25 protein-coding genes are annotated in these 22037 nt (G+C 68.7%); 12 read left to right on the top strand and 13 right to left on the bottom strand.

Going from position 1 to position 22037, the window contains the following annotated elements; translation table 11 throughout:
• Positions 1-52: 52 nt before the first annotated feature.
• Positions 53-673, bottom strand: coding sequence for a glutathione S-transferase family protein (locus WME82_RS12200; protein ID WP_438042980.1), 621 nt, complete (start codon positions 671-673; stop codon positions 53-55).
• 460 nt (positions 674-1133) lie between these two features.
• Between WME82_RS12200 and WME82_RS12205 the strand changes: the two genes are divergently transcribed.
• From WME82_RS12205 to WME82_RS12225, 5 genes are all read left to right on the top strand, one after another.
• A complete protein-coding gene (locus tag WME82_RS12205; protein WP_438042981.1) occupies positions 1134-1544 on the top strand; it encodes a peptide-methionine (R)-S-oxide reductase in 411 nt (136 codons plus the stop codon).
• 181 nt (positions 1545-1725) lie between these two features.
• Entirely contained in the window at positions 1726-2232 is a 507-nt protein-coding gene (locus WME82_RS12210) for a hypothetical protein (RefSeq protein WP_438042982.1), read from the top strand.
• Positions 2233-2259: 27 nt separating this feature from the next.
• Entirely contained in the window at positions 2260-2631 is a 372-nt protein-coding gene (locus WME82_RS12215; protein WP_438042983.1) for a hypothetical protein, read from the top strand.
• A gap of 317 nt (positions 2632-2948) precedes the next feature.
• The gene (locus tag WME82_RS12220) at positions 2949-3842 is read left to right on the top strand and encodes a hypothetical protein (protein ID WP_438042984.1); all 894 of its coding nucleotides are present in this window, start codon (positions 2949-2951) and stop codon (positions 3840-3842) included.
• Between the two features lie 193 nt (positions 3843-4035).
• Entirely contained in the window at positions 4036-4242 is a 207-nt protein-coding gene (locus WME82_RS12225) for a hypothetical protein (protein WP_438042985.1), read from the top strand.
• A 42-nt stretch (positions 4243-4284) separates the two neighbouring features.
• Here the strand turns inward: WME82_RS12225 and WME82_RS12230 are convergent, their stop codons facing one another.
• From WME82_RS12230 to WME82_RS12255, 6 genes are all read right to left on the bottom strand, one after another.
• Positions 4285-4671: a hypothetical protein gene (locus tag WME82_RS12230; RefSeq protein ID WP_438042986.1), complete on the bottom strand. Its 387-nt coding sequence runs from the start codon at positions 4669-4671 to the stop codon at positions 4285-4287.
• A gap of 508 nt (positions 4672-5179) precedes the next feature.
• Positions 5180-6100, bottom strand: coding sequence for a hypothetical protein (locus WME82_RS12235; protein ID WP_438042987.1), 921 nt, complete (start codon positions 6098-6100; stop codon positions 5180-5182).
• A 19-nt stretch (positions 6101-6119) separates the two neighbouring features.
• The gene (locus WME82_RS12240) at positions 6120-7595 is read right to left on the bottom strand and encodes a serine/threonine protein kinase (protein WP_438042988.1); all 1476 of its coding nucleotides are present in this window, start codon (positions 7593-7595) and stop codon (positions 6120-6122) included.
• A 50-nt stretch (positions 7596-7645) separates the two neighbouring features.
• Complete coding sequence (locus WME82_RS12245) at positions 7646-8593, bottom strand: hypothetical protein (protein WP_438042989.1); 948 nt, start codon at positions 8591-8593, stop codon at positions 7646-7648.
• A 158-nt stretch (positions 8594-8751) separates the two neighbouring features.
• Positions 8752-9177 carry a hypothetical protein gene (locus tag WME82_RS12250; protein WP_438042990.1) on the bottom strand — a complete coding sequence of 142 codons (426 nt, stop codon included), beginning with the start codon at positions 9175-9177 and terminating at the stop codon, positions 8752-8754.
• Positions 9178-9242: 65 nt separating this feature from the next.
• The gene (locus WME82_RS12255; protein ID WP_438042991.1) at positions 9243-9863 is read right to left on the bottom strand and encodes a glutathione S-transferase family protein; all 621 of its coding nucleotides are present in this window, start codon (positions 9861-9863) and stop codon (positions 9243-9245) included.
• A 152-nt stretch (positions 9864-10015) separates the two neighbouring features.
• On the opposite strand from WME82_RS12255, the gene WME82_RS12260 reads away from it, so the two are divergent.
• From WME82_RS12260 to WME82_RS12280, 5 genes are all read left to right on the top strand, one after another.
• Entirely contained in the window at positions 10016-10561 is a 546-nt protein-coding gene (locus tag WME82_RS12260) for a hypothetical protein (RefSeq protein WP_438042992.1), read from the top strand.
• 127 nt (positions 10562-10688) lie between these two features.
• Entirely contained in the window at positions 10689-11048 is a 360-nt protein-coding gene (locus WME82_RS12265) for an immunity 8 family protein (protein ID WP_012234832.1), read from the top strand.
• Positions 11049-11450: 402 nt separating this feature from the next.
• The gene (locus WME82_RS12270; RefSeq protein ID WP_438042993.1) at positions 11451-11828 is read left to right on the top strand and encodes a hypothetical protein; all 378 of its coding nucleotides are present in this window, start codon (positions 11451-11453) and stop codon (positions 11826-11828) included.
• Between the two features lie 96 nt (positions 11829-11924).
• Positions 11925-12491, top strand: coding sequence for a hypothetical protein (locus tag WME82_RS12275; protein ID WP_438042994.1), 567 nt, complete (start codon positions 11925-11927; stop codon positions 12489-12491).
• Between the two features lie 115 nt (positions 12492-12606).
• Positions 12607-13161, top strand: coding sequence for a hypothetical protein (locus tag WME82_RS12280; RefSeq protein ID WP_438042995.1), 555 nt, complete (start codon positions 12607-12609; stop codon positions 13159-13161).
• 16 nt (positions 13162-13177) lie between these two features.
• Here the strand turns inward: WME82_RS12280 and WME82_RS12285 are convergent, their stop codons facing one another.
• The 6 genes from WME82_RS12285 to WME82_RS12310 all read right to left on the bottom strand — a co-directional run bounded on the left by WME82_RS12285 (position 13178) and on the right by WME82_RS12310 (position 18868).
• Complete coding sequence (locus tag WME82_RS12285) at positions 13178-13732, bottom strand: chemotaxis protein CheW (RefSeq protein ID WP_438042996.1); 555 nt, start codon at positions 13730-13732, stop codon at positions 13178-13180.
• A complete protein-coding gene (locus tag WME82_RS12290) occupies positions 13729-15495 on the bottom strand; it encodes a methyl-accepting chemotaxis protein (protein WP_438042997.1) in 1767 nt (588 codons plus the stop codon). The genes WME82_RS12285 and WME82_RS12290 overlap by 4 nt, the downstream gene beginning before the upstream one ends.
• Positions 15492-17210: a chemotaxis protein CheA gene (locus WME82_RS12295; protein WP_438044879.1), complete on the bottom strand. Its 1719-nt coding sequence runs from the start codon at positions 17208-17210 to the stop codon at positions 15492-15494. Before WME82_RS12295 ends, WME82_RS12290 begins: the two co-directional genes overlap by 4 nt.
• A gap of 5 nt (positions 17211-17215) precedes the next feature.
• Positions 17216-17740 (bottom strand): chemotaxis protein CheD, encoded by a 525-nt coding sequence (locus WME82_RS12300; protein ID WP_437870737.1) that lies wholly within the window; start codon positions 17738-17740, stop codon positions 17216-17218.
• A complete protein-coding gene (locus tag WME82_RS12305) occupies positions 17737-18414 on the bottom strand; it encodes a GAF domain-containing protein (RefSeq protein ID WP_438042998.1) in 678 nt (225 codons plus the stop codon). Before WME82_RS12305 ends, WME82_RS12300 begins: the two co-directional genes overlap by 4 nt.
• 85 nt (positions 18415-18499) lie before the next feature.
• Positions 18500-18868 carry a response regulator gene (locus WME82_RS12310; protein WP_437299247.1) on the bottom strand — a complete coding sequence of 123 codons (369 nt, stop codon included), beginning with the start codon at positions 18866-18868 and terminating at the stop codon, positions 18500-18502.
• Positions 18869-19624: 756 nt separating this feature from the next.
• On the opposite strand from WME82_RS12310, the gene WME82_RS12315 reads away from it, so the two are divergent.
• Together WME82_RS12315 and WME82_RS12320 are read left to right on the top strand one after the other, a co-directional pair.
• Complete coding sequence (locus WME82_RS12315) at positions 19625-21142, top strand: isochorismatase family protein (RefSeq protein ID WP_438042999.1); 1518 nt, start codon at positions 19625-19627, stop codon at positions 21140-21142.
• Complete coding sequence (locus WME82_RS12320) at positions 21139-21843, top strand: glutathione S-transferase family protein (protein WP_438043000.1); 705 nt, start codon at positions 21139-21141, stop codon at positions 21841-21843. Before WME82_RS12315 ends, WME82_RS12320 begins: the two co-directional genes overlap by 4 nt.
• Positions 21844-22037: the final 194 nt, after the last annotated feature.

The raw sequence follows: 22037 nt of genomic DNA on the forward strand, positions 1-22037 counted from the left end.
AGTGTACGCCAGCGCCGCGCGATCCGCTGCAGGTTTTACCTGCGCGCGGCTTTCAGGGCTTGATCTTCGCCGCGAGCGCTCGTGTGACCGCCGGCCTCGCCTTGATCGCCTTCTCCCAGCGCGCGAGGTTCGGATACGGCTCGATGTCGACCCCCATGCGCGCGGCCCCGGAGATCCACGGAAACGTGGCGATGTCCGCGATCGAGTACTCGTCGGCGAGGTACTCGGACTCGGCGAGGCGGCCGTCGAGCACCTTGTAGATGCGGTCCTGCTCGTTCTGATAGCGCTCGATCGCGTAGGGGATCTTCTCGGGCGCGGCGCTGCGGAAATGGCCGAGCTGGCCGAGCATCGGCCCCACCGCGCCCATCTGGAACATCAGCCACTCGATGACGCGCGACCGGCCCGGCTCGCTCGCGGGCAAGAGCTTGCCCGTCTTCTCGGCGAGGTAGATGAGGATCGCGCCGGACTCGAAGACGGTGACTGGCCCGTTCGGGTGGTCGTGATCCCGGAGCGCGGGGATCTTCCCGTTGGGGTTGATGCGCAGGTACTCCGGCGTTTTCTGGGCGCCGGACCCGATGTCGATGGGCTTGATCTGGTAGGCGAGCCCGAGCTCCTCGAGGAGGATGACGGGCTTGTAGCCGTTCGGCGTGGTCCACGTGTACAGGTCGATCATCTGGTGCTCCCTCCCATCGGCGGTGGCCCCGGCACCCGTCCCGGTAGCCGCGGGATGGTCCTCGGGTGACCCGCGGAGGTCAAGCGAGGGCTGAACCGGGCGGAGCGGGGCCGCAAGGATCGGATGAACGGACCGGATGGACGGACGTCCTCGGGGCGCTCCGGGACAACGTGGGGATGCCAGGGCGAGGCGTGCTGCCTCTGCCCGCTGCACCCGGAATCAAGCTCGAGCTTCACCTAGATTACTCCCGAGCGAATCGACGGGAGCGAACCCGCCCGTGCGTCTCCCCGCGGCGCTCTGCGACGATCTAGCACCGCCCTGGCGGTCACGGTCGCGATGGCCGCCGCTGCACCTGCGGGATCTGCCATGGTCGTTGCGATCGCAATGCACAGGCGGATAGCATGAGACCCATGTCGGCCGCCGACGCCGAGCCGAGCGCACGTGACGCCAGAACCCAACGATGGAATCGAGCGATGGCAGACAAAAGATCTCCAAGACCGAACCCGAATGGCTCTCGCTGCTTGGCTCGCACCGCTACCGAATGCTCTGCTATGGCAACACCGAACGTCCGTTCACGGGGAAGTACTGGAACCAGCACGGCACGGACACTTATCGATGTGCCGACTGCAGCACCCAACTCCTTTCGTTGCGGACGAAGTTTGACTTCGGGACCGGCTGGCCCATCTTCAGCGCAGTCCTCGACGAGAAGCGAATTGAGCGCCGGGCCGACCCGAAGCATGGTCTCGAGCGGGTGGAGGTCGTATGCGTCCGCTATAATGGACATCGGGCGCATGTCTCCGACGACAGGCCAGAGCCAATGGGCGAGCGCTTCTGCATCAATTCTGCCTGCCACGAGTTCGAAAGCGAATGACTCGCGGGGCGGCGAATGTCACGTCGACAAATTGGCCGTGACCGGCGGGTTCCCGCCGAGCGCCGCTCGGAGCGCCAAGGGGGTTATCAGGGATTGGAACGCCTTCGGCTACGAGGCGACCATCTGGATAATTTGATGCGGCGCGCATCGTTGCAAACGAGCAAAAGGAAAGGCAAGCACAATGGGTCAATGGGTCTACAAGGCGACGTCTGCACGAGTTGACTACCAGGGCACGGAGAATCTGGCGCACAGCTACAAATTCCTCTGCCGATCCGCCTTCACCCGCAAGGGGGCGCGTCCGGCGCGGGTCCGCGAGGTGATGTCTGATGATACGATTCATTTCTACTATCGGCTGGACGACGGGAAAGTGAAAATCATCGGAAGCTTCCGCGTGATCGATGGTGGGACGGTGTATCCCGATCAATTCTCTGGCTACGCAGCCGGAGCCGCTCTCGTCGGTGTAAAGGAGACGAACGCGAGGTTGATCCATCTGCTGGAAAAGGATCATAGGTCAGACCCGAACAAAGGGTACGTCCGCGACCCCGTGCTGAAGATCTTCACCGGGTGGGCGATCGAGCACCTCGAGAAGACGCAAACCCCATCCTTCGATCAGGATACGCTTTTCCCTGGGCCGTATATCAATCTTTGGCACTACCCGGACTCTCGTCTTCCACTCATTAAAGATTGAATGGGCGACGATTGGTGGAGGTTCGGCATGTTGATCGATATTTTCTCCCAGAAAACGATTCGTCATGTGCCTTACGGCGACCAGTTCGAGATCTTGCGCCGACGCCTGACAGGCGCCGAGTTCCAGGCCATGGTCGATCGCATCAACGAACTGATTGATGCCGGCGGCGCTCAGGTCGCGACCGCGGGGTGGCTTCCCGGCAACGATTGGGATGGTACGCCATTCGAGCCTATCTACACGAAAGCAGCTCGACAAAATTACGAGCTGTCGGCGCGGTTCTTTGGCCAGTTGGTGTGGTACACGATTATGCAACGTCCGGAGCGCTGGGCTTCGGGTCGCTTCGAGAAGGATGGCGAGGATATCGGCAGTCGCACGTACTTTCGCGTGGGGACCATATGATGAGTCAAGTGCCGCCGAACAAGCCGTTGCTGTCCGGCTCCCGACAGAACGGCAACTTGTTCGGAAGACTCAAGTCCGGCGCGATCGCGATGCTCCCTGGCGATCGGTTACTGGGCGTACGCATCGTCCGGTAGCACGCCGTTGCGCGGGCACTGCGGGTGACCATGTCGGGCCCGAAAATTCGATGGACGGAACGCCTGCGCGCGGGTACCGTAGGGAAGAGGATGCGGACGCCACTCTCTTCTTTGCCCCAGCTTATGCAACTGTTTGGGCTGCAGACAGCGCCGGAGACCATGGCGCACACGCAATTGGGGTCCATGTTGATTCTGGATACCAATATCGTTCGGAAGCTGATCCTCGACGGCTATCCTGTTGACGCTTTCGTGTCTTATGCGCGCGAGGGAGGAACGGTCCATCTCGCTGATAGCACCATCGTTGAAATTCTTTCGTGGCTTCAACGCCCGGGGGACGGTTGGTCGGCGTGGAAGCGAGAGAGGGATAAACTGCAAGCATTCGTGGATGGCGTACGCCCCGTGTTGATGGGAGGCCGCGAGATCTTGGCGCAGGCTGGTCTCTTGCTCGATGCTCCGCCCGCAATGCTTCCACCGAGCGATCAAGAGGAGATCAACCGTACAATCTGGCGCTTTCTCAGCACTGCAGCATCGCCCGAGGAATTGGGGCCTGTACGGGCGCATATCCGCAACGGTGCGGGGCGCAGCGAATTGGTCTTGGACCCATCAGGGGCCTCGAGGCAGGTGGCGAGTGAGAAAGAATCATGGGTTGAGATGTTCGGTCGCTATGGGGCTGCTGCTGAGGCAGAGGGGTTCTCGGTTGACGGTAGGACCGTGTCGCGCAAAATGATCGATGAGATCGCGGTGCGGCTTGGTCGCTTCGTTGATCAAAAAGCAACGTCGTCGCCCCCCCCCGCTTCGGTCCGCCTCGACGCGATGATTCGAGTTCACGTTCTTTTGTCGCTTCGAAGCCTTCAAACGAAAGAGCGATATAATGCCAGAAAAGAATCCAACGACGTCTTCGACTTCGATCTTTACCGGTATCTCGCCCTTCCCGCGGCGCTCTGCACGAGTGACGGTGGAATCATCCGCGACTTGCGCGCTGCAGGTGCTTGGCAAGTAGAGTGGGTCGTCACCCCCGAGGCTCTGGCAGATCCGGAATGTCGACGCCGGTTGCTCTCCTTGCGATGGCCCTCGTAGGACTCGACCATGCAGGCCACAGGGCCGCGCATCAAAAGGGGGGCGGGACTGCCGAACAAGTGGCTGGATCTGGCCGCGCTTCGCGCGGCAGCTCAGCCCTCACCCGTTCGGAGGAGGGAGATGTGGTCGCCTGCGCCCCGAACGGGCGCGAGGACCTGGCTTGCCTGCGGGATGATCCTTCGTCGCGCTGGTCTTGCTCGAGCTGATGATGCCGGGCGTGTATGGGTTTCAGTGCGCCGAGCAGAAACGCGCCCCGACGCTCGCCGCCGCGCTCACCGTGGTGATGACCGCGCGCGGCGCGACGGAGCGCGCCGGTATGGATGCGGACGCGATCCTCAGCGAGCCATTCGACGTGCTGAAGCTGATGGACACCGTCGAGCGCAGCTGCCGAAGAGAGTGAGCAGGCGGCGGCGCGCGGCGCATGGATGGAACGACGCGCGTCTCAGCGGTTGCAACAGAGCACGTGCGTGTCACCGGGTACGATTTCCCCGCTCACCACCGTGGAGTCGGTCGAGGGGGCGCAGGTAGGCTCGTCCTTCGTGAAGATCGACCGTACCGCGCCGATCCGCCCCTGAATCGTGTTCGTGCAGAGCGGCTTATCCAGCCCGGAGATGAGAACGGATCCGAGATCTTCGGAGCAGTCCACCTGCCGGTGCAACGTGGTCTGCACGCGGCAATCGCCGAGGCTCGGCTCGCCACAGGAGCACGGGCTGCACTTGCGCGTATCGTTGTAGAGGGGGAACTCCCACTGTATCTCGTGGCCGGCCCAGCACTCTCCGTTCGGCTGCGGCGGATAACAACGGCTGAACGACGTGAACACGACGTCCATGTCTGGACCACAAGCCCGGACGAAGTGCATGTTTGTATGCCGCAGCGCAGGAACCTCGGGGATAGGTTGGCAGTCCGTCGCAATAGGATAGTCGAAGCTCACAAAGGCATAGGAATCGCTGGGAATGGGCTCGGGAAGAGGAAAACAGGTCCCATTCCAGGCGCTGCCCGGATCGATCGTGGCTACGGCGTCGCTGAGGGCGCAAATGGACGAGGAGTGTACGCGCACTGTGTGAGGGAGCACGCATCGCGACGGTCCACACGTGCAGGGCTCGCATTCTTCCTGCCCGGGCGTCCCCATCCACCCTTCCCACAAGAGGTTGCCGTCGCTGTGCGGGTCGCATCGCGGAGCATACTCGGGGTGGCCGCTATAGAGCAGGATGAGCTGGTTCGGATCTGGCTCTGGCAGGTTGTCGGGGGGGACCGGCGAGGAGCAGCCGATGAGCACCCACGTGGCCAGCATGGAGAGCGCAACCGAGCGCAGCGCGGCGGCTACCCCACGGAGTTGGTCAATTGTCAGCACTGGCATGAATCACCTCCACAAGCTCCACGCTGGAGCAGCAGAAAATTCGGGTCTCGCCGCTCTCGATCGTGCCGTCCACCAGGGAGACGTCGGTTGTTGGCGAGCACGTTCCCGGCTCGTCCTGTGCGAACACCACACGCACCGCTGCCAGAGGCAAAGCCTCATGTGCTTCACGGCAGATTTCCTCTTCTGTACGGACTTCGTTGATCGAGGCCAGCATGTTCGAGCATCTCGCGTCGCTGAAGAGCAGCACGTCCGCTATGCAGCTTCCACCGACGGGTTCACCGCACTCGCAGGGCGTGCAGGTGCGCGCGTCTCGGAGCTTCTCCTGAAACTCGAAGCGCGTGTCGAAGCCCAAGCGGCACGAGCCATCGTCTTCAGGGGTAATACACGCGAGCCCTTTGAAGTCTGTCACATACTCATCGGTCCACGGGCAAGCTCGTGCAAACTTCCCGCTGAGGGGCGGCGGATTAAGGTCCTTCGAGGGGTGGCACTTGTCAGCCATCGTAGGTGGCTTGAGGGTGACCGCGGTGAACGCGTCGCCCGGGACAGGTGACGAGATCTCGGCGCAGTGCCCTGGCGGGTCGGCTGCACCGGCGAGGTCGATCTTCATCCCTTCGCCTGCGCAGAGCGGTGCCTCGTGCGCCAGCATCCTGTCCGGCAGCGCGCACGCGGCAGGGCCACACGCGCACGGCCCGCATACGTTCTGGTACTGAGGATTCATGGATACATCGGCCCAGCCATCCCAATAGTCGAGTCGACCATCGGGACAGATGGGGAAATCTGGCGTGTCGCCTACCCACAACATCACCGGGTTGTCGTTGTACCGAGGCTTGGGGATCTCGATGTCATCCCCGCAGCCGAGCAGCGCGGCCGCGCTGAGAACGAGACAAGAGGTTGATCGCATCGTGAAGCCCTTCCGCTGCTCAGTAATCGACCTTCTGACAAGGGATGATGCCGTCGCAGGGATCGAACTCCCGCGCCGGCGGCGTCATTGCCTGCGGTGGGGGAGCGGCGGGGCGGGTTGTGCGGGGCCGCGGCGGGACGGGCGGCGCGGTAGCCGCTGGTGGCGGCTCGGGGCGCCGCTCGGGAGGCGGAGGAGACGGCAGTTGGCTGGCTCGGAGGGTGGCTACCAGGACGCCCCGTGCCAGGTGCAGCGCGGCTGCGCGGGGGGGCTGCCTCCACCAGAGGAGGACCGCCGCCGCGCTGCCCAGCAAGAGCGCGAGCGCGAGCACCGGGCCGATCGAGCGTGGGCTGGAGCGCCGCGCTGGCGTGCCGCTCGGACGCGTAGGGATCGAGGGCGGCGGCGGTACCGGCAGCATCGGATCGAGGTCCGGCAGGTCAGGCGCCGGGGGCGACGGCGGTGCGACCGGAGGCGCGTGGGCGACGTCACCCCGCGCGTGCCGTGGTGGCACCGCGCTCTGGAGCGTGTCGGGCGCCTCCGAAGAGCGCGGCGTGGCGACCGGAGGCGCGTGGGGGACGCCGGCCCGCGCGTCCCGCGGTATCGCGCTCTTGACCGTATCGGGCGCGTCGGAAGGGCGCGGTGTGAGCGGCGCGACGGTTCGTCCCCCCTCCTCACCCGAGGACAACGCCTCCGTCTCGTCCTCCACGGGGATCGGCGCGCCCTCGTCCGGCTCGCACCGGGCGCCGGACGGCTCCGCGGGGACGTCACGGGCAGGCCCCGGAGGCTCGCCGAGCTCTTCCCACGCCCGGGCGAAGGGCGTCAGCGCAGCGAGCATCTTCTCGATGCTCGGGTGCCGTCGCTCGGGGTTCTCCGCGAGGGAGATCTTGATCATCCACTGAAGCAGCGGCGGCAGCCCGGCGGGAAGGCTCGGGGGCCAGGTCCACGTCGAGAGGGGGCGCTGGCACAAGAGCTCGTACAGGATGGTGCCGAAGCCGTAGACGTCCGTCCGCCGTCCCACGCGTCCACCGCCGATGAGCTCCGGCGGCGCATACCCGTACGGATCTTGATTGGCTTCCTCCGCGCCGAGCTGAAAGAGACGAACGAAGCCGAAGTGCGTTATCGCGTACCGGTCATCGCCCACGACGAAGACCCGGTCCGGGCTGATGGCGCCGTGGATGACAGAGCGCTCATGCGCGCGCACGAGGCAACGGCCGATGTCGATCAGCACCTTGAGCGCAGCCGGCCCGAGGTCGTTCCCGCGCACGGCGTCGATGAGCGGGATCGCGCCGCCGAGCACCGGGGTCGCTGCCCATGCCACGGAGCCGTTCACCCCACCGTAGAGCACGCGGACGACCTCTGGGACGTCGTCGGAGAGGCGTTGAAGGCGCGCCATTTCTTCGGTGAACGCGCTTTCATCGAGGCCTGATCCCTCGCGGACGTGCAACCAGACGAGGGCTCCCGTGTCGCCGAGCTGCCGAGCGAGGAAGTGACGGACCATGCCGCGCTCCTCTCTGAGCAGCTCGTGGCCTTCCCAGATCTCGCCGGCGGCTACCATACGAGCCTGACCTCCGCGCCGGCGCATCGCGGGCGGATCTCGGCTTTCCGCGGCCAGACGACGTACGCGACCGTCGCGGCGCCGAGCGCTGCGCCGGCGACGAGCGCAGCCGTGCCGAAGCCATGGAACAGGCTTGCTCGTGAGTCGGCGGCGCTGGCTTCGTCGTAGACCTCGCGGAACTGCGCGCTGCTCGGGGCCATCGAGCCGTCCGACAGGCGGGCCGCCTTCGCGGACGTCTCGTGCTCGGCGAAGTCACCGGCGTCGCGAAGCTCGACGGCGGCGAGGAGCAGGGTCATCGAGGCGGCGGCGCCGGCGGTGATGATCCAGGGGGCGCGGGCGCTTGTGACGGGAGCCTTGGGCGCCTCGAAGGGGGGGAGGGGGACGCGGCGCGACTGCCGCGCCTCGACCTTCACGAGCGCACGGACGACCTGCCCCTGCTCGCCCATCGCCGTGACCTCGTGCTGCCCAGGCGCGACGAAGACCGGGCTGCCTGCGCTCACCTCGCGACCGTCCACGAGCAGCCGTGCCGTGCCCGGCGGGGGGCTCACATGGAGCTCCGCCACGCGCTGCCGCACCGCTGCGAGATCGGCGTGCCTCACCTCGTAGCGGCGGCGCTCGATGTCATCGGTCGGCGCTGGCATCTTCTCGACGCACTCCTCGAGCTCGGCCGCGGCCTCCTCGAGGCGGTCGAGGCGCAGATCGTATTGCCCGAGCTGGCACACGGCCATCGTCGAGGGAGCGATCGCGTTGACCCGCGCCCAGAGCTCGCGAGCGCGAGCGAGCTCGAGCCGCTTGGCGGCCTTCTCCGCCTCATCGATGAGCTCCTGGACCTCGCGGGACCGCGGGGGAGGCTCCGCTGCCCCGAGAGGGACGGCGCCGGCAAGGACCACGGACAGGGTGGCGGCTCGCGCTGCATGGACGAAGAGGAGACGATCACCCACCGTTCACCGTGCCGGCATGAAGGGACCACGACGCAGCGCTTACAGCACCAGCGCGGGGGGTGCTCTTCTACACCATGTTGCAACACGAGCGAACGCGGATGTTGCCTGCCTCCGCGCACGACCCCAGTCGTCGCATTGCCTTCATGCGCAAAAAATTCTCATGGATCGCCACAAAAACAGACCGCCGCACATCTGTGCAACTCCCACGGTCGCCGAAAATCGCTGCCACCCCCGCCCAGGGGCAGCCAGCGCAGCGCGCCCGGGCGCGCGCCGCGCTCCGCGAGCTCCTGGCACAGCAGGCGCACGCCGAGGTGCGCCGCGTAGTACGGGTCCGAGGCCGGCAGGAGCCCGCGGTCCTCCGCGTGCAGCAGGAACACGAGCCGGAGGATCGCGGTGAGCAGGCCGCCGTGGAGGTGCTCCGGGCCGCGGGCGAGCGCGTCCTCGAGCACGCCCGCCCCGTCACGCTCGGCCGCGTCCTCGAAGCCGCGGAGCAGGACGCCGAGCGCGTCGAAGGCCCGATCCGCGAGCGCGCCCGCGACGTCTGCCTGCTGCGCCCTGCTGTCCCCGGGGACGGGCTGATCCATGCCGAGCGCCCGGAGTGTACGCCAGCGCCGCGCGATCCGCTGCAGGTTTTACCTGCGCGCGGCGTTCAGGGCTTGATCTTCGCCGTGAACGCTCGTGTGACCGCCGGCCTCGCCTTGATCGCCTGCTCCCAGCGCGCGAGGTTCGGATAGGGCTCGATCGCTACCCCCATGCGCGCGGCCCCGGAGATCCACGGAAACGTGGCGATGTCCGCGATCGAGTACTCGTCGGCGAGGTGCTCGGACTCGGCGAGACGGCCATCGAGCACCTTGTAGATGCGGTCCTGCTCCTGCTGATAGCGCTCGATCGCGTAGGGGATCTTCTCGGGCGCGGCGCTGCGGAAATGGCCGAGCTGGCCGAGCATCGGCCCCACCGCGCCCATCTGGAACATCAGCCACTCGATGACGCGCGACCGGCCCGGCTCGCTCGCGGGCAAGAGCTTGCCCGTCTTCTCGGCGAGGTAGATGAGGATCGCGCCGGACTCGAAGACGGTGACTGGCCCGTTCGGGTGGTCGTGATCCCGGAGCGCGGGGATCTTCCCGTTGGGGTTGATGCGCAGGTACTCCGGCGTTTTCTGCGCGCCGGACCCGATGTCGATCGGCTTGATCTCGTAGGCGAGCCCGAGCTCCTCGAGGAGAATGACGGGTTTGTAGCCGTTCGGCGTGGTCCACGTGTACAGGTCGATCATCTGGTGCTCCCTCCCATCGGCGGTGCCCCCGGCACCCGTCCCGGTAGCCGCGGGATGGTCCTCGGGTGACCCGCGGAGGTCAAGCGAGGGCTGAGGTCCTCGCGCTCCCCCTCGCGCGGCACGTCGATTTCACCCGAGCGAACCGTCCTCGCATGCCCTTCGAAATCCCACCGCCCCTGCTCGAACGCCTGCGCGCTCGACGTCTTGAGCAACGTCAGCTGCGGGCGACCCGCAGTGCTGCCGGCGCGCCGCGCGAGCAGGCGGGCGGCAACTTCATCGATTCCATTCGACACCTCTTCTCCGGAGCTTCTTCCGTCGATCAGGCGGCCGGGCAGTACGTCGCGGCCATGGCCTCCTGGCAGGACGAGGTTGAAGACAAGTACGACGCGTTCTTGCTCGACCCCGGCATGGGACCGATGACCTACCTGACCTCCGACGGCCGCGTTCTCGAGGACCTCCGTGGCTGGGACGGCGATGAGATCGTCGAGGTCGGCGGTTTGCACGCACATTCCGCGCTGATCGTCGGCGCCCGGAAGACGGGCATCGTCGAGCTTCTCGAGCTGATCCCGCAGCCACCTCCGGGTTCGTCGGTCTGCTCGAAGTGCAACGGTAAACGCGTAGCTGAACCGGCCCCCGGATTCGGAATCGAGCTCCCCTGCAACGAGTGCGACGCGCGCGGGTGGATTGATGCTGGCTGACTCCCGGAGTGGCTCCGCGCTCCACGCCTCGCGCGCAGGTCGAGTCGAGCGCCTCACCGGCGAAACACGCGTGACGCCCTTGACGCCCTTGACCAGAGGGCCGGTTTGCTCTTCGTTTTCCCCAACCATGAAGCTCGTCATCCGCTCCGCTGGCGTCTGGGGGCATCCCAATCTCCGGACGTGGGCGCCCGACGATCCCGACGCGTTCGCCGAGCTCGTGATGCTGGACATCGGGCCCAGAAAGGGGGCGGGCGCGGATTCCTTCACCCTCAGGGTGGCCACGCCCGCCGGGCTGGACCGGCTGGAGGCACGCGATGGCATCCTGGCCACCCGCCCCCTGCTCGTGATGCGCCGGTACGACTTCGACGATCTCTGGCGCTGGCTTGAGCAGACCGTCGCGTCCTGCGAGGCAGAGACCTGGCCCGCCTGCGTCGAGAACCTCCGGCGCTACTTCGCCTGGGAGTACGAGAGCTACCGGGAGCCGTGACACGGCGCGCGCTCTCCTGCTCGCCCCCGCTGCGTCGCCCCCGTTGCGCGCCGCAGCGCCGGCGTTCGGCGTGCGCGGCGGCTCCTCCGGCCCGGCCGCCCAGCCGGCGCTCGCGGCCCCCGGAAAGGCGGCGATCGCCGCCGGTGTCAGGCGCATCTACGCGACCGCGCTGGACACCATTTGGGCCTTGCGGCGCAGAGCCGGTCTGTGAGATTTTGTGCGGGGGAGGTCCTAACACTACGGCGGGAAGTCGGAGGGGGAAGCGAACCGCCATGACGCCAAGGGCGCCAAGAAACCAGGGAAATGAGAGGGGAGAATGCCGGGACGGCACTTCTTCTTCTCCTTTGGCGACCTTGGCGCCATGGCGGTTCTTCTTTGCGCCGCTTGTCCGAGGGTAGAGAAATGAGGCTGACAACCTTTCTGGAGGAGTACGCGAAGCACACGGCGCTCAACGTCGGGCAAGTGATGCAAGGCGTCCGGTACTTCTACTCTCATCCGGACTGTGACGACGTCGCGCCGCGAGGGACGTTCAAGCACTGTTTCTTGTCGATGTCCCTTCGAGCGAAGCGAATCGCGAACGACGTCTTCTTCTCGGTGATTCCACCTCACTGGCATCACACGCCAGAGGAGCTTCGCGGGATGCGACCGATACCGATCAAGAAGTGGTTCTTCTATGGATATTCAGCCTGGCAATTCGACGAGTCCGGAGAGGTCAGAGCCGATCTCGACGGAACAGAGGATCGAAGGTGGGATCCGCGATGCCAGAAGCCACAGACTTGACGGGTGGAGCGCCTGACGACGGTCTGCGGCCCGCAGCATCCCGGTCGAGCACGTCCACGTGAGCGCCCCGGCGGTGCTCGATTGAGGCCGTTCGCCATGAAGGTACAACCCTACAAGCTCGGTTCGCTGGCACCCGATAACCGCTGGGTCGAGCATCGATACCCGGACGCGTGGGATCTCCAGCGCACCACGGGCCCCGATCGCCTGGTGCTCGCGCCGGCCGAACGCCAGATCGACCTCATCCTCGATCTCCTGCGACCGTTGCCGGCGCCGTTCGGTGTCCTCCACGTGCTCGTTGTGTCCCGCTGCGGCAACGCGGCTGCTCGGCGGCAGGAACCAGCCCCGATGCAGTTGCGAGATGTGGCCGGCTTTCTTCGCGAATTCGAAGAGTTCTTCGAGCGCGATGGCCGCCATCACGTCTGGGTCACATCATTGCCCTCGCAGAGCACGATCGTCTACGACAACCACAACATTGTCTACGCCTACGGCCCGCTCGAGCAGTTTGTCGGCCATGCCGAGGCGCGCGGCCTGGCACGGCGCGCGATCGAGATCCCTGTCCCGCACCACCACTGCTTCAATTCCGAGTATGACGACGCGGAGGCAGCGTTGCTCGCTCGCTTCGATTGGCTTGAGTTTCCGCTCCAGCCCGGAGACGACCCGTGAACGCGGTGGCTCTCTGTGTCGCCGACGCTGGCCGACCTGGGCCTGCTGCCGATGAGAGGGTGAGCACGCGTCCCCGCTCGCGGCAGAGGCCCCGTTCGGCAGCAAAGGGGAGGCGATGCTTTCATGGGCTGAAGTGAAGCCTCTGATCTCGCAGATCGTCGGCCCGCGACTTGCCGATCTCGGGTTCCACAACCCAGGCCGTGCCATGTGGCGGATTCGCCCGTACTTCGTCGACGTCGTCTGGTTTCACTGCCCTCGCGCCGGCATCTTCCAGGTCGAGTTTGGCTGTGGGCTGCGCAAAGCCGTCCGAAATAATCCGGCTCCCTGGCATTGCCAGTTTCGCACGCAGCCGGGGCATTCGTTCAACTGGGAGGAACTACCCTGGTCGTTTCGCGTGTCGGAATCGGAGCAGGTCGAGGTCCTTCGGCTACTCGCCCCTCGGGTCGTGGCAGCCGCAAAGCGGTGGTTCTCTCACTTCGACACGATCGACAGCGCCATCCGCGCGCTGGAGAGCAATCCGTTGTCGGGGCCGCGAAGTGCAGCGCTCTGCGCCCCCGGCAGTCCTGCGTACAACAAAGCGATGTCCGAGCTGCGCGCCGCGGCGGCCGGCGTGGCCGGACAACCTGCTGCGGCGGACGAGGCCGGGGCTCTGCACCGCCCTCGCCGCTGAGCGCGAACGTTGTCGCTCACGATGAGCCGACGCCCGCGGGCTCGCCCCGCGGGGGCGCGACCGGCAGCGCCGCGCGGGCGCCGCCTTCGGCCTCGAGCGACGCGGCGGCGAAGAGCTCCTCCGGCGAGAGGATCCGGTCGATGTCGAGCAGCAGGAGGAGCCTGTCGCCCACCTTGCCGAGGCCGACGAGGTGGCCCTGGCGGGCCCGCGTGCCGAACGGCGGCGGCGGCTCGATCGCCGCCGCGTCGAGGTCCACGACGTCGCCCACCGCGTCGATGAAGAGGCCCATCCGGGTGAGCTCGCCGTCGAACTCCGTCTCGACGATGAGGATGCAGCTCCGCCGCGCGATCACCGACGCCGGGAGCCCGAGCCGGACGGCGAGGTCGATGACCGGGATCACGCGCCCCCTCAGGTTGAGCACGCCGAGCACGGCCTGCGGCATCCTCGGCACCCGCGTGATCGCGGTGATCTCGACGATCTCCCGCGCGCGGAGGATGTCCACCGCGAGCTCGTCCCCGCCCACGAAGAACGAGATGTACTGCGACGATCGAGGCTCCGGCGCGGCGCTCACGGGACCTCTGCGCGCGCGGAGGCGGCCCGATCCGCGCCCCGCGGCGGAAAGCGCTCGAACTCGGCGTCCTCGTGCAGCGCCGCGGGGGAGCGCAGGGCCCCGTTCGTCCTGGCCCGGGCGAGCGTCGCGAGCACGCCGGCGCCGTTCGAGGCGCCCGGCGAGGCCGGAGAGCCCTCCCGGGAGGGCGGCGGGAGGCGCCGCGCGTCGCCGGCGCCGGGGGCGCGCGGCACGCGGGTGCGCTCGGGGAACGCGAGCTCGTCGCCCACCTGGAAGAAGCGCAGCATGCCCGAGAGCGCGTCCGCCTGGGCCGCGAGCTCCTCGGCCGTGCTGGCGAGCTCCTCGCTGATCGCGGCGTTGCGCTGCGTCACCTCGTCGACGCGGCGCATGGCGCTGTTCACCTGGCCGACCGCGTCGGCCTGGCTGAGCGAAGCGGTCGCCACCTCCTGCGTGAGCGCCGAGGTCTGCCGGATCGAGGGCGCCATCTCCTCGAGCAGCCGCCCCGAGCGATCGGCGATCTGCACGCTCGCCGACGCGAGCGCGCCGATCTCCTTGGCGGCGGCCTGGCTCCGCTCCGCGAGGCGGCGGACCTCGCTCGCGACCACGGCGAAGCCGCGGCCGTGCTCGCCGGCCCGGGCCGCCTCGATCGACGCGTTCAGCGCGAGCAGGTTGGTCTGGTACGCGATCTCCTGCACGATCGAGACCTTCTCGGCGATGTCGCGCATCGCGGCCACGGTGCGCTGGACCGCCGTGAGGCTCTGCTCCGCGGCGGCCGCAGCGCCGGTGGCGAGCTCGCCGGTCTGCCGGCTGCTCTCGGCGTTCTTCTGGATCGAGCCGCTCACCTCGGAGAGGCTCGCCGACGTCTCCTCCACCGCGGCCGCCTGCTCGCTCGTGCCCTGCGACAGGTTCTGCGAGGTGGCCGAGATCTGCGTCGAGGCCGCGGCGAGCGACTCGGCGCCCGTGCGGATCTCCAGGAGGACGGTCGAGAGCTTGTCCGCCATCTCCCCCATCGCCTCCTCCAGCTGCCCGAGCTCGTCGCGGCCCGCGGCCACGCCCCGGTGCCGCAGATCGCCGTCGGCGATCCGCCTGGCGAGCCCCACGGCCGAGCTCAGCGGGCCCGTGATGCTGCGCGAGACGAGGACGCTGACGAGCACGCCGACCGCCAGCGCCACGAAGGCGATGAGGCCCATGTCCCGCGAGGCGCGCCGCGCGTCGCCGCTCAGGGACGCCTGCATCGCCTCCATGTGCCTCGTGCTCGCCTGGGCCAAGCCCTCGGCCGATTCCTCGAACCGGTGGATCTCGTCCTTGTAGCCGGTCATCACGGCGTTCGCCGCCTGGGCCGTGGGCAGCTGTCCGGCGAGCGTTTCCTGCATCACGCGGCGAAAGCCGACGATGTAGCTCGCCAGGTCGCGCCGCATCGCGGCGACCGACTCCCGCTCGTGGGGCAGCGTCACGAGACGGTCGAGCTCGTCCAGCCGGCGCTGGATCTGCGCCTCGAGCTCGTTCCATTTCTCCTGATACCCCTGCTGGACGGGGCGATCGCCCATGCTGAGGAAGCAGTCTTTCTCGTAGCGGCGGAGCTCCATGAGGTCCCGCTCGATCTGCGTCGCGATCGCGAGCTCCCGGACGTCCGACACCAGGATCTCGTGTGTCTTCTCCGCGACGGAGGTCAGGCCGAGGTGCCCCGAGATCGCGATGGCGACCATGAGCATCGCCATGAACGCGAGCGAGAGCGAGAGACGCAGCGCAATCCTGAGCCGGTTCATCGTGTCCTCCCCTCCGGATCCATCGCCCCTCCCCGCGCCTCCGAGGGGGGAGCCCGCCATCGAGCCCTGGGCGCGAGCTCTCCGCCGCCGGCGCGGCCGCGGGTGAGGTCGTGCATCAGCGCGTCCACATCGAGGATCAGCGCGAGCCTGCCGTCGGCGAGGACCGTGGATCCGGTGATGCCCCGGGTGCGGCGGAAGAGCCGGCCGAGCGGCTTGATGACCGTCCTGCCCTCGCCGTCGAGCGAGTCGACGACGAGGCCGGCCTGGCCCCCCTCGTGGGCCACCACGACCACGCTCTCGCGGGCCGGCGCAGGCCCGGAGAGCCCGAAGAGGTCGCGGAGCCGCACGCACGGCAGCGCGCGCCCGTGCACGTGAAGGACGCCGCCCGGGCCCGCGGCGAGGGCGCCGCGCGGGAGCCCGACGCAGGCGACGACCGCGCCGAGCGGGATGACATAACGCTCGCCGGCGGCGCTCACCGAGAAGCCCTCGATCGTCGCGAGGGTGAGCGGGAGCCGGAGGATCAGCGTGGTGCCGACCCCCGCGGCGCTCTCGATCCCGATCGAGCCCTCCAGCGACTCGACGCGGCGCCACACCACGTCCATGCCCATCCCCCGGCCGGACAGATCGGAGACGGTCGTGGCCGTGGAGAAGCCCGGCTCGAACACCAGGTCATAGAGCTCGCTGTCGGAGAGCGCGTCGGCGTCCGTGCACCTGCCCTGCGCGCTGGCCCGCGCCGCGATCTGGGCGCGGTTCATCCCGGCGCCGTCGTCGGAGACGCGGAGCGCGATGCCGCCGCCCTCGTGCGTGGCGCGCAGGGTGATCGTCCCGCGCGCGTCCTTGCCGCGCGCCTTCCGCACCTCGGGCGGCTCGAGGCCGTGATCGATGCCGTTGCGGATGAGGTGCGTCAGCACGTCGCGGAGGCGCTCGATCACCGCGGTGTCCACCTCGACGTCGCCGTGCACGACCACGAGGCGCGCGAGCTTGCCGTGCGACCGGGCGAGATCGCGCACGGCGCGCTCGTACTGCCGGAACCAGGGGCCGACAGGCACCATCCGCGCGCGGCGGATCGCCTCCTCGAGCTTGGTGTTCAGCCGGTCGAGCTCCTCGAGGCCGTCCCGCAGCGCCGCGCCGACGGCGCCGCCCGCCAGCTGGACCTCGCGCGCGATCCGGTTCCGGGTGATCGCGACCTCGCCGATGAGATCGACCATGCAATCGAGCTTCTCGACGGTGATGCGGACGGTCTTCGGGCCCGAGCTCCGGTCGCCCTCGTCCGCGGCGCTCGCGGTGGCCCCCTTCGGCGTCGAGGGGGTCCCCTCGCGCTCGGCGCGCCGGGCGCTCCTGAGCCGCTCGAGCACGCTCGCGGGCAGCGAGGTCGACCCCGACGGCTCCTCTCCGGCGTCCATCTCCGCGAGCTGGCGGCGCGCCGAGTCGACCGTCTCGAGGAGCAGCGAGACCACCATGCCGGTCACCGGCAGCGTGCCCCGGTGCAGATCCTCGATCACGTCCTCGGCGGCGTGGGTGAGCTCGCTCAGCCCGTGGGCGCCGACGGAGCTGGCATTGCCCTTCATCGTGTGGGCGACGCGGAAGATGCGCTCCAGCAGGTGGCCGGCGTCGGGCCGCCGCTCGAGCTCGAGGAGCGCGCTCTCGAGCTCGTCGAGGTGCTCGGCCGTCTCGGCGGCGAACATCTGCATGAGCGCGGCCCGCTCGGCATCCATCGCGATCACAGGGGCTGGATGGCGGCGCTGCCGTCGTCGGTGCGAAAGATGAGCTTCCGGCCCTGGCTGCCGCCCGTGTCCTGCTGGACGACCCGGATCCCGGCGGCGCGCAGCACCATGACCCCGACCGCCACGTTCTGGTGTCCGAGGTGCGAGTCCCGCTCCCGGAAGGCGGAGATCATGCAGGCGCCGCCGACGATCCGGGCCTGGAGCGAGCGGGGCGTGGCGCCGAGGGCCGCCAGACGATCGAGGAGCTGCTGAAAGGCGGTGTCTCCGAAGCGCCCGAGCGGCAGCTTGAGGTTGGGGCAGCTGGGGAGCACGTAGTGGTTCATGCCGCCCACGCCGAGCGCCGGCTCCCAGAGGCAGATCGCGACGCACGAGCCGACGATCGTGGTGATGATCGTCGGCTCGCCCGACGCGAAGACGTTGCCCGGCGTGAGGTAGTGGGGCTGCGGGCTGCGCGGGGGGGGCGCGCTCAGCCGCGCTCCTCCAGCGCCGTACCGCTGCGACGGGGGCTTGAGCATCGTCATCGCATCTCCAGGGCGCCGCAGCGCTCCCGCCCCGCGCAGAACGGCCCGGCCGCCAGCGTGCCGAGCGCTTCGAGAAGAGCCTTGTCGATCGGCCCGAGCTCGGGTTTCTGCGAGAGCAGGTGGAAGACGGCGATGACGCCGACCACGCGCTCGTCCATCGTGAGCGGGACACAGGCCATGACGTCGCCCTCGCCGCGCGCGCAGGGGGCCTGGGGGGCGGCCGGGTCGCTGCCGAGCGCGGCGCCCTGCCGGAAATACGGCTCGATCCGCCGCGCCACGCGCCCCACGATGCCCTCTTCCGGCGCCAGGAGGACGGCGGACGACGGAGCGACGCCGTAGGCCGCGACGACCCTCGCCGCCCCGCTGCCGTCGATCTCGAAGACGGCGATCTCCTCGGAGCCGACGAGGTTCGCGATGATGTCCTGGAGGGCGCGGCACGCGTCCTCACGGGTCCGGAGCGGCAGGAGCCGGCGGCTCGCGACATAGAGGCTCGCGAGCTGCGAGCGCTGCTGTTCCTCCTCGGCGCATCGAGCGGCGGCGAGCGCGAGCGCCGCCTCGGCGCGGACGGCGCGGGCCTCGAGGCGCCCGCGGGCCCTCCGGACCCGGACGAGCAGCCGGCCGAGCGCGCGGGCGCGCCGCGCGAGCCGCTTCTTCTGCCCTTCGAGCGCGCTCACGTGCGCTCGTGACGATCGCTCGCGGCGCACCGCGCGCTCCACCCCGCGTTCCGCTTGTCCATCACGCGACATGTCGGTCTTCACCTCATTCGCCGAGACAGCTCTTGACCTTCTCGAGGAGCTCCAGGGAGTCGATGGGCTTCGTGATGTAGTCGGAGCAGCCACAGCGAAACCCCTCTTCCCTGTGCGAGACCTCGCCTCGGCTCGTGACGAGGACAATGGGCGTCTCCCGCGTCGCCTCCTCCGATCGCAGCCTCCGGCAGGCCTCGAATCCATCCATGGCCGGCATGATCACGTCGAGCAGGATCAGATCAGGTCGCTCGGCGAGCGCCCTGGCCACCGCCGCGCTGCCGTCCTTGGCAGTGACCACGTCATAGCTCTTCCGGAGGATCATCTGCTCCATCATCAGGACGGTCTCCGAGTCGTCCACCAGCAGGATCTTCTTTCGAGACACCACCGCCTCCCCTCGCAGGCAACGAAGGCCACTCGAGCGCTCGCCCGCGCGGCTCGAACGCCCCCTCTCCCCAAGGGGCGTCGCCTTTGCCCAAGGTACGCTCGGGTCACGCCTCAAGTAAACATCAATCGAGGCAAGAACACTCGGACATACAGCATCTTTCCATCGGGCCGGCGGACCAACTGCCCGGCGGGTCGGCCCGCCGGCCTCGACCTTCTCGACAGCGCGGGTGCGAGGGCCGGACGCCGCGGCGAGAGCGTCTGTGTCTGGCGGAGGTGCAGAGGCCCTTTGGAAGGGGACACAACAAAGCCATCGTGTTGTACGGCCGCTTACGACGTGGGCGGACACGCCAGAGCTCCGGGCTCCCATGGGTCGGGAGACGGTGTTCTCTGGTGAGCGCAGGCGGTCAGTTGTGGTGTTCGACGCGGACGTGCCCGCGCGGCGCACGTGCGCCGTGGCCAGATCGAAGCGCGGCGAGCCGTCAGGGGCGGAGGCGATAGAGCAGGCGCGCTTTGCGTCGCCTCAGGGCAGTGGCCTGGCAGCGTTGGCTCTCTCGACGAGCTGTCGAGTCGCAGCGTCGACCTCTTCGATCGTCTCAGCGTCGACCTCTTCGATCGTTATGGATGCCCGCGCTGCCCTGTTCGACGTTGGCACCTCGGTGATCCCGGGTGAGCTCGGCCTGGCGCGCTCTGTTCTGCGCCCCGCGTCGCGGCCCCGGAGCTTGGCCGAGCCACCGGCCGGTGGTACCAGGGCACGATGGACGTGAGAGCTGGGGCGCCTTCCCGGGATCCTGCGCGCACGGCGCTGCTGATCATCGACATGCAGAACGACTTCCTCGCGGAGGGCGGCGCGTTCTCGAAGCGCCACTGCGATCCGCACCAGCTCGCGCAGACAGTGGCCTGGCTCGCGCGCGCGGCGCGAGCGCAGGGGCGGGTCGTGGTGTGGGTGACCTCGGCCTACGGCGAGATCGACGCGGCGCCGGACGCGCTCCGCGGGCAGACGCACACCGGCAGCGCGTGCTGCGCCCGCGGCACCTGGGGCGCCGAGCTGTTCCCCGCGCTCGTCCCGGTGCGCGCCGAGCGCCCCGCGGGGACCGCGGAATGGCACGTCGAGAAGCGCTGGTATTCGGCGTTTCGCGACACCGAGCTGCACGCCCGGCTGGCGCAGGCGGGCGTGACCGCCGTGGTCCTGTGCGGCGTCGCGACCAACGTGTGTGTCCTCGCCGCGGCCCGCGACGCGCGCCGGCTCGGCTATGACGTCGACATCCTCGGGGACGCGACCGCGGCGGGGACCGCGGGCAAACACGCCGTGGCGCTGCGCGAGATCGAGGGCCTCGGCGGCCGGCGCCGCAGCTGGGCCGACCTGCTCTCCGAGGGACCGGGGCCCGTGCACATCGCCGGCATCGGCGCGGGTGAGACGGCGCTGTGGTGCGGCGCCCTCGACGAGCGCCTCGCCGGGGACGCCGGCGCCTTCGCCGCCGTCGAGCGCGAGGTCGCCTGGACGACGATGCGCCACCGCGGAGGGGAGGTGCCCCGCCTCGTCGCGATCCAGGGCGAGCGCTCGCCCGACGGCGCGATGCCGCTCTATCGACACCCGGTCGACGAGCAGCCCGAGCTCTGCCCCTTCACCCCCGCCGTCGACCGCATTCGCAGGGAGGTCGAGCGCCGCGTCGGACACCCGCTCAACCATTGCCTGCTCCAGCTCTACCGCACGGGGCGCGACTGGATCAGCGAGCACTCCGACAAGACGCTCGACCTCGTGCGCCCGTCGTTCATCGTCAATGTCTCGCTCGGACGACAGCGCACCATGGTGCTCCGGCCCAAGCGCGCCGAGGACGGGGATGCCATCCAGAAGGTCCCTCTGCCGCACGGCTCGCTGCTCGTCATGGACCTGGAGACGAACCGCCGATTCTATCACGCCATTCGCCAGGAGGGGGACACGGAGGGTGAGGGCGGCGGCCCGACGCCGCCATCGCGCATCTCGCTGACGTTCCGGCATATCGGCACGTTTCACGATCCGGCGACCGGGGCTGTCTGGGGCGTCGGCGCGCCCGCGTCCGAGCGCGCCGACGCCGAGGCGCGCGCCCGAGCCCGATCCGCGGTCCCCGAGCCGGAGCGCGAGGCGGAGGAGCGCGGCGAGGCAGAGCGGATGTTGCAGCTCTTCCGCGCCGAGAACATCGACCCCACCTTCGATGTCGCCGCGTACCGCCCCGGCTTCGAGGCGCTCAATTTTCGCACGCTCCGCGCGTCGCAGGAGCCCGGGGGCGACCGATGAGCGCGCGGCGCGCGGTGTACTTCGTGAACGGCTCGATCTCGAGCTGGCGCGTCCTGATGGCGGCTCACGAGAAGGGACTCGCCTTCGAGCCGCGCCGCCTGCGCGTGATGCGGGAGCCCCGCGAGACGCGCACCCCGGAGTTCCTGGCCCTCAACCCGCGCGGCCAGGCCCCGGTGCTCGTGGAGCCCGACGGCACCGTCATGAACGAGTCGCTGGCCATCCTGACGTACCTCGAGCTGCGGTATCCCGACCCGCCGCTCCTCCCGCCGCTCGCCGAGCCCGGCGCGCTCGCCCGCGCGCTCGCCTTCGCGCAGGAGTCCGAGGCCACGGCGTGTGTCTACGACCCGCTGGAGGGCCTCTTCGAGGCCGGCCCGGAGGCCGTGTCGCCGGACCGGCGAGCAGCCATCCTGGGCGCGCTCTCTGGCGTGGAGCGAGAGCTCGCGCTGTGGGATGCGCGGGCCCAGAAGACGCGGTTCATCGCGTCGGACGCCTTCACGCTCGCCGACTGCGCGTTCTACCCGGTGCTCGCCTACATGCAGCGGCGCGGGCTGTCGCTCGCCGGTTATCCGGCGCTCGACGCCTACGAGCGCCGGGTGCGCGGTCGCCCCTCGGCGGTTGCCTCGTACCCCGAGGGCTGGTCCCACGACCGGGCGCGCCCCGACCTGTTCGCGCAGGCGCGGGCGCTCGCCGCCGCGACGTAGCGCGGCCGCCCCGCTGGCCGTGGAGTGAACGCGGCACGTCATCCGGGCTGAAGTTGGCCATCATCACTGAACCTTCCAGAGCCGTCATTCGACCGGGACTCATCGGACAGGATCAACCGCCGTCCGTTGCGCGGTGAGCTGAATAGTTGCACCACCCTGTGCTTGACATGAAAGCGCGTTCGGACGTCTCATTG

This window comes from Sorangium sp. So ce128 (genome assembly GCF_051525245.1).
Taxonomy (GTDB): Bacteria; Myxococcota_A; Polyangia; order Polyangiales; family Polyangiaceae; genus Sorangium; species Sorangium cellulosum_B.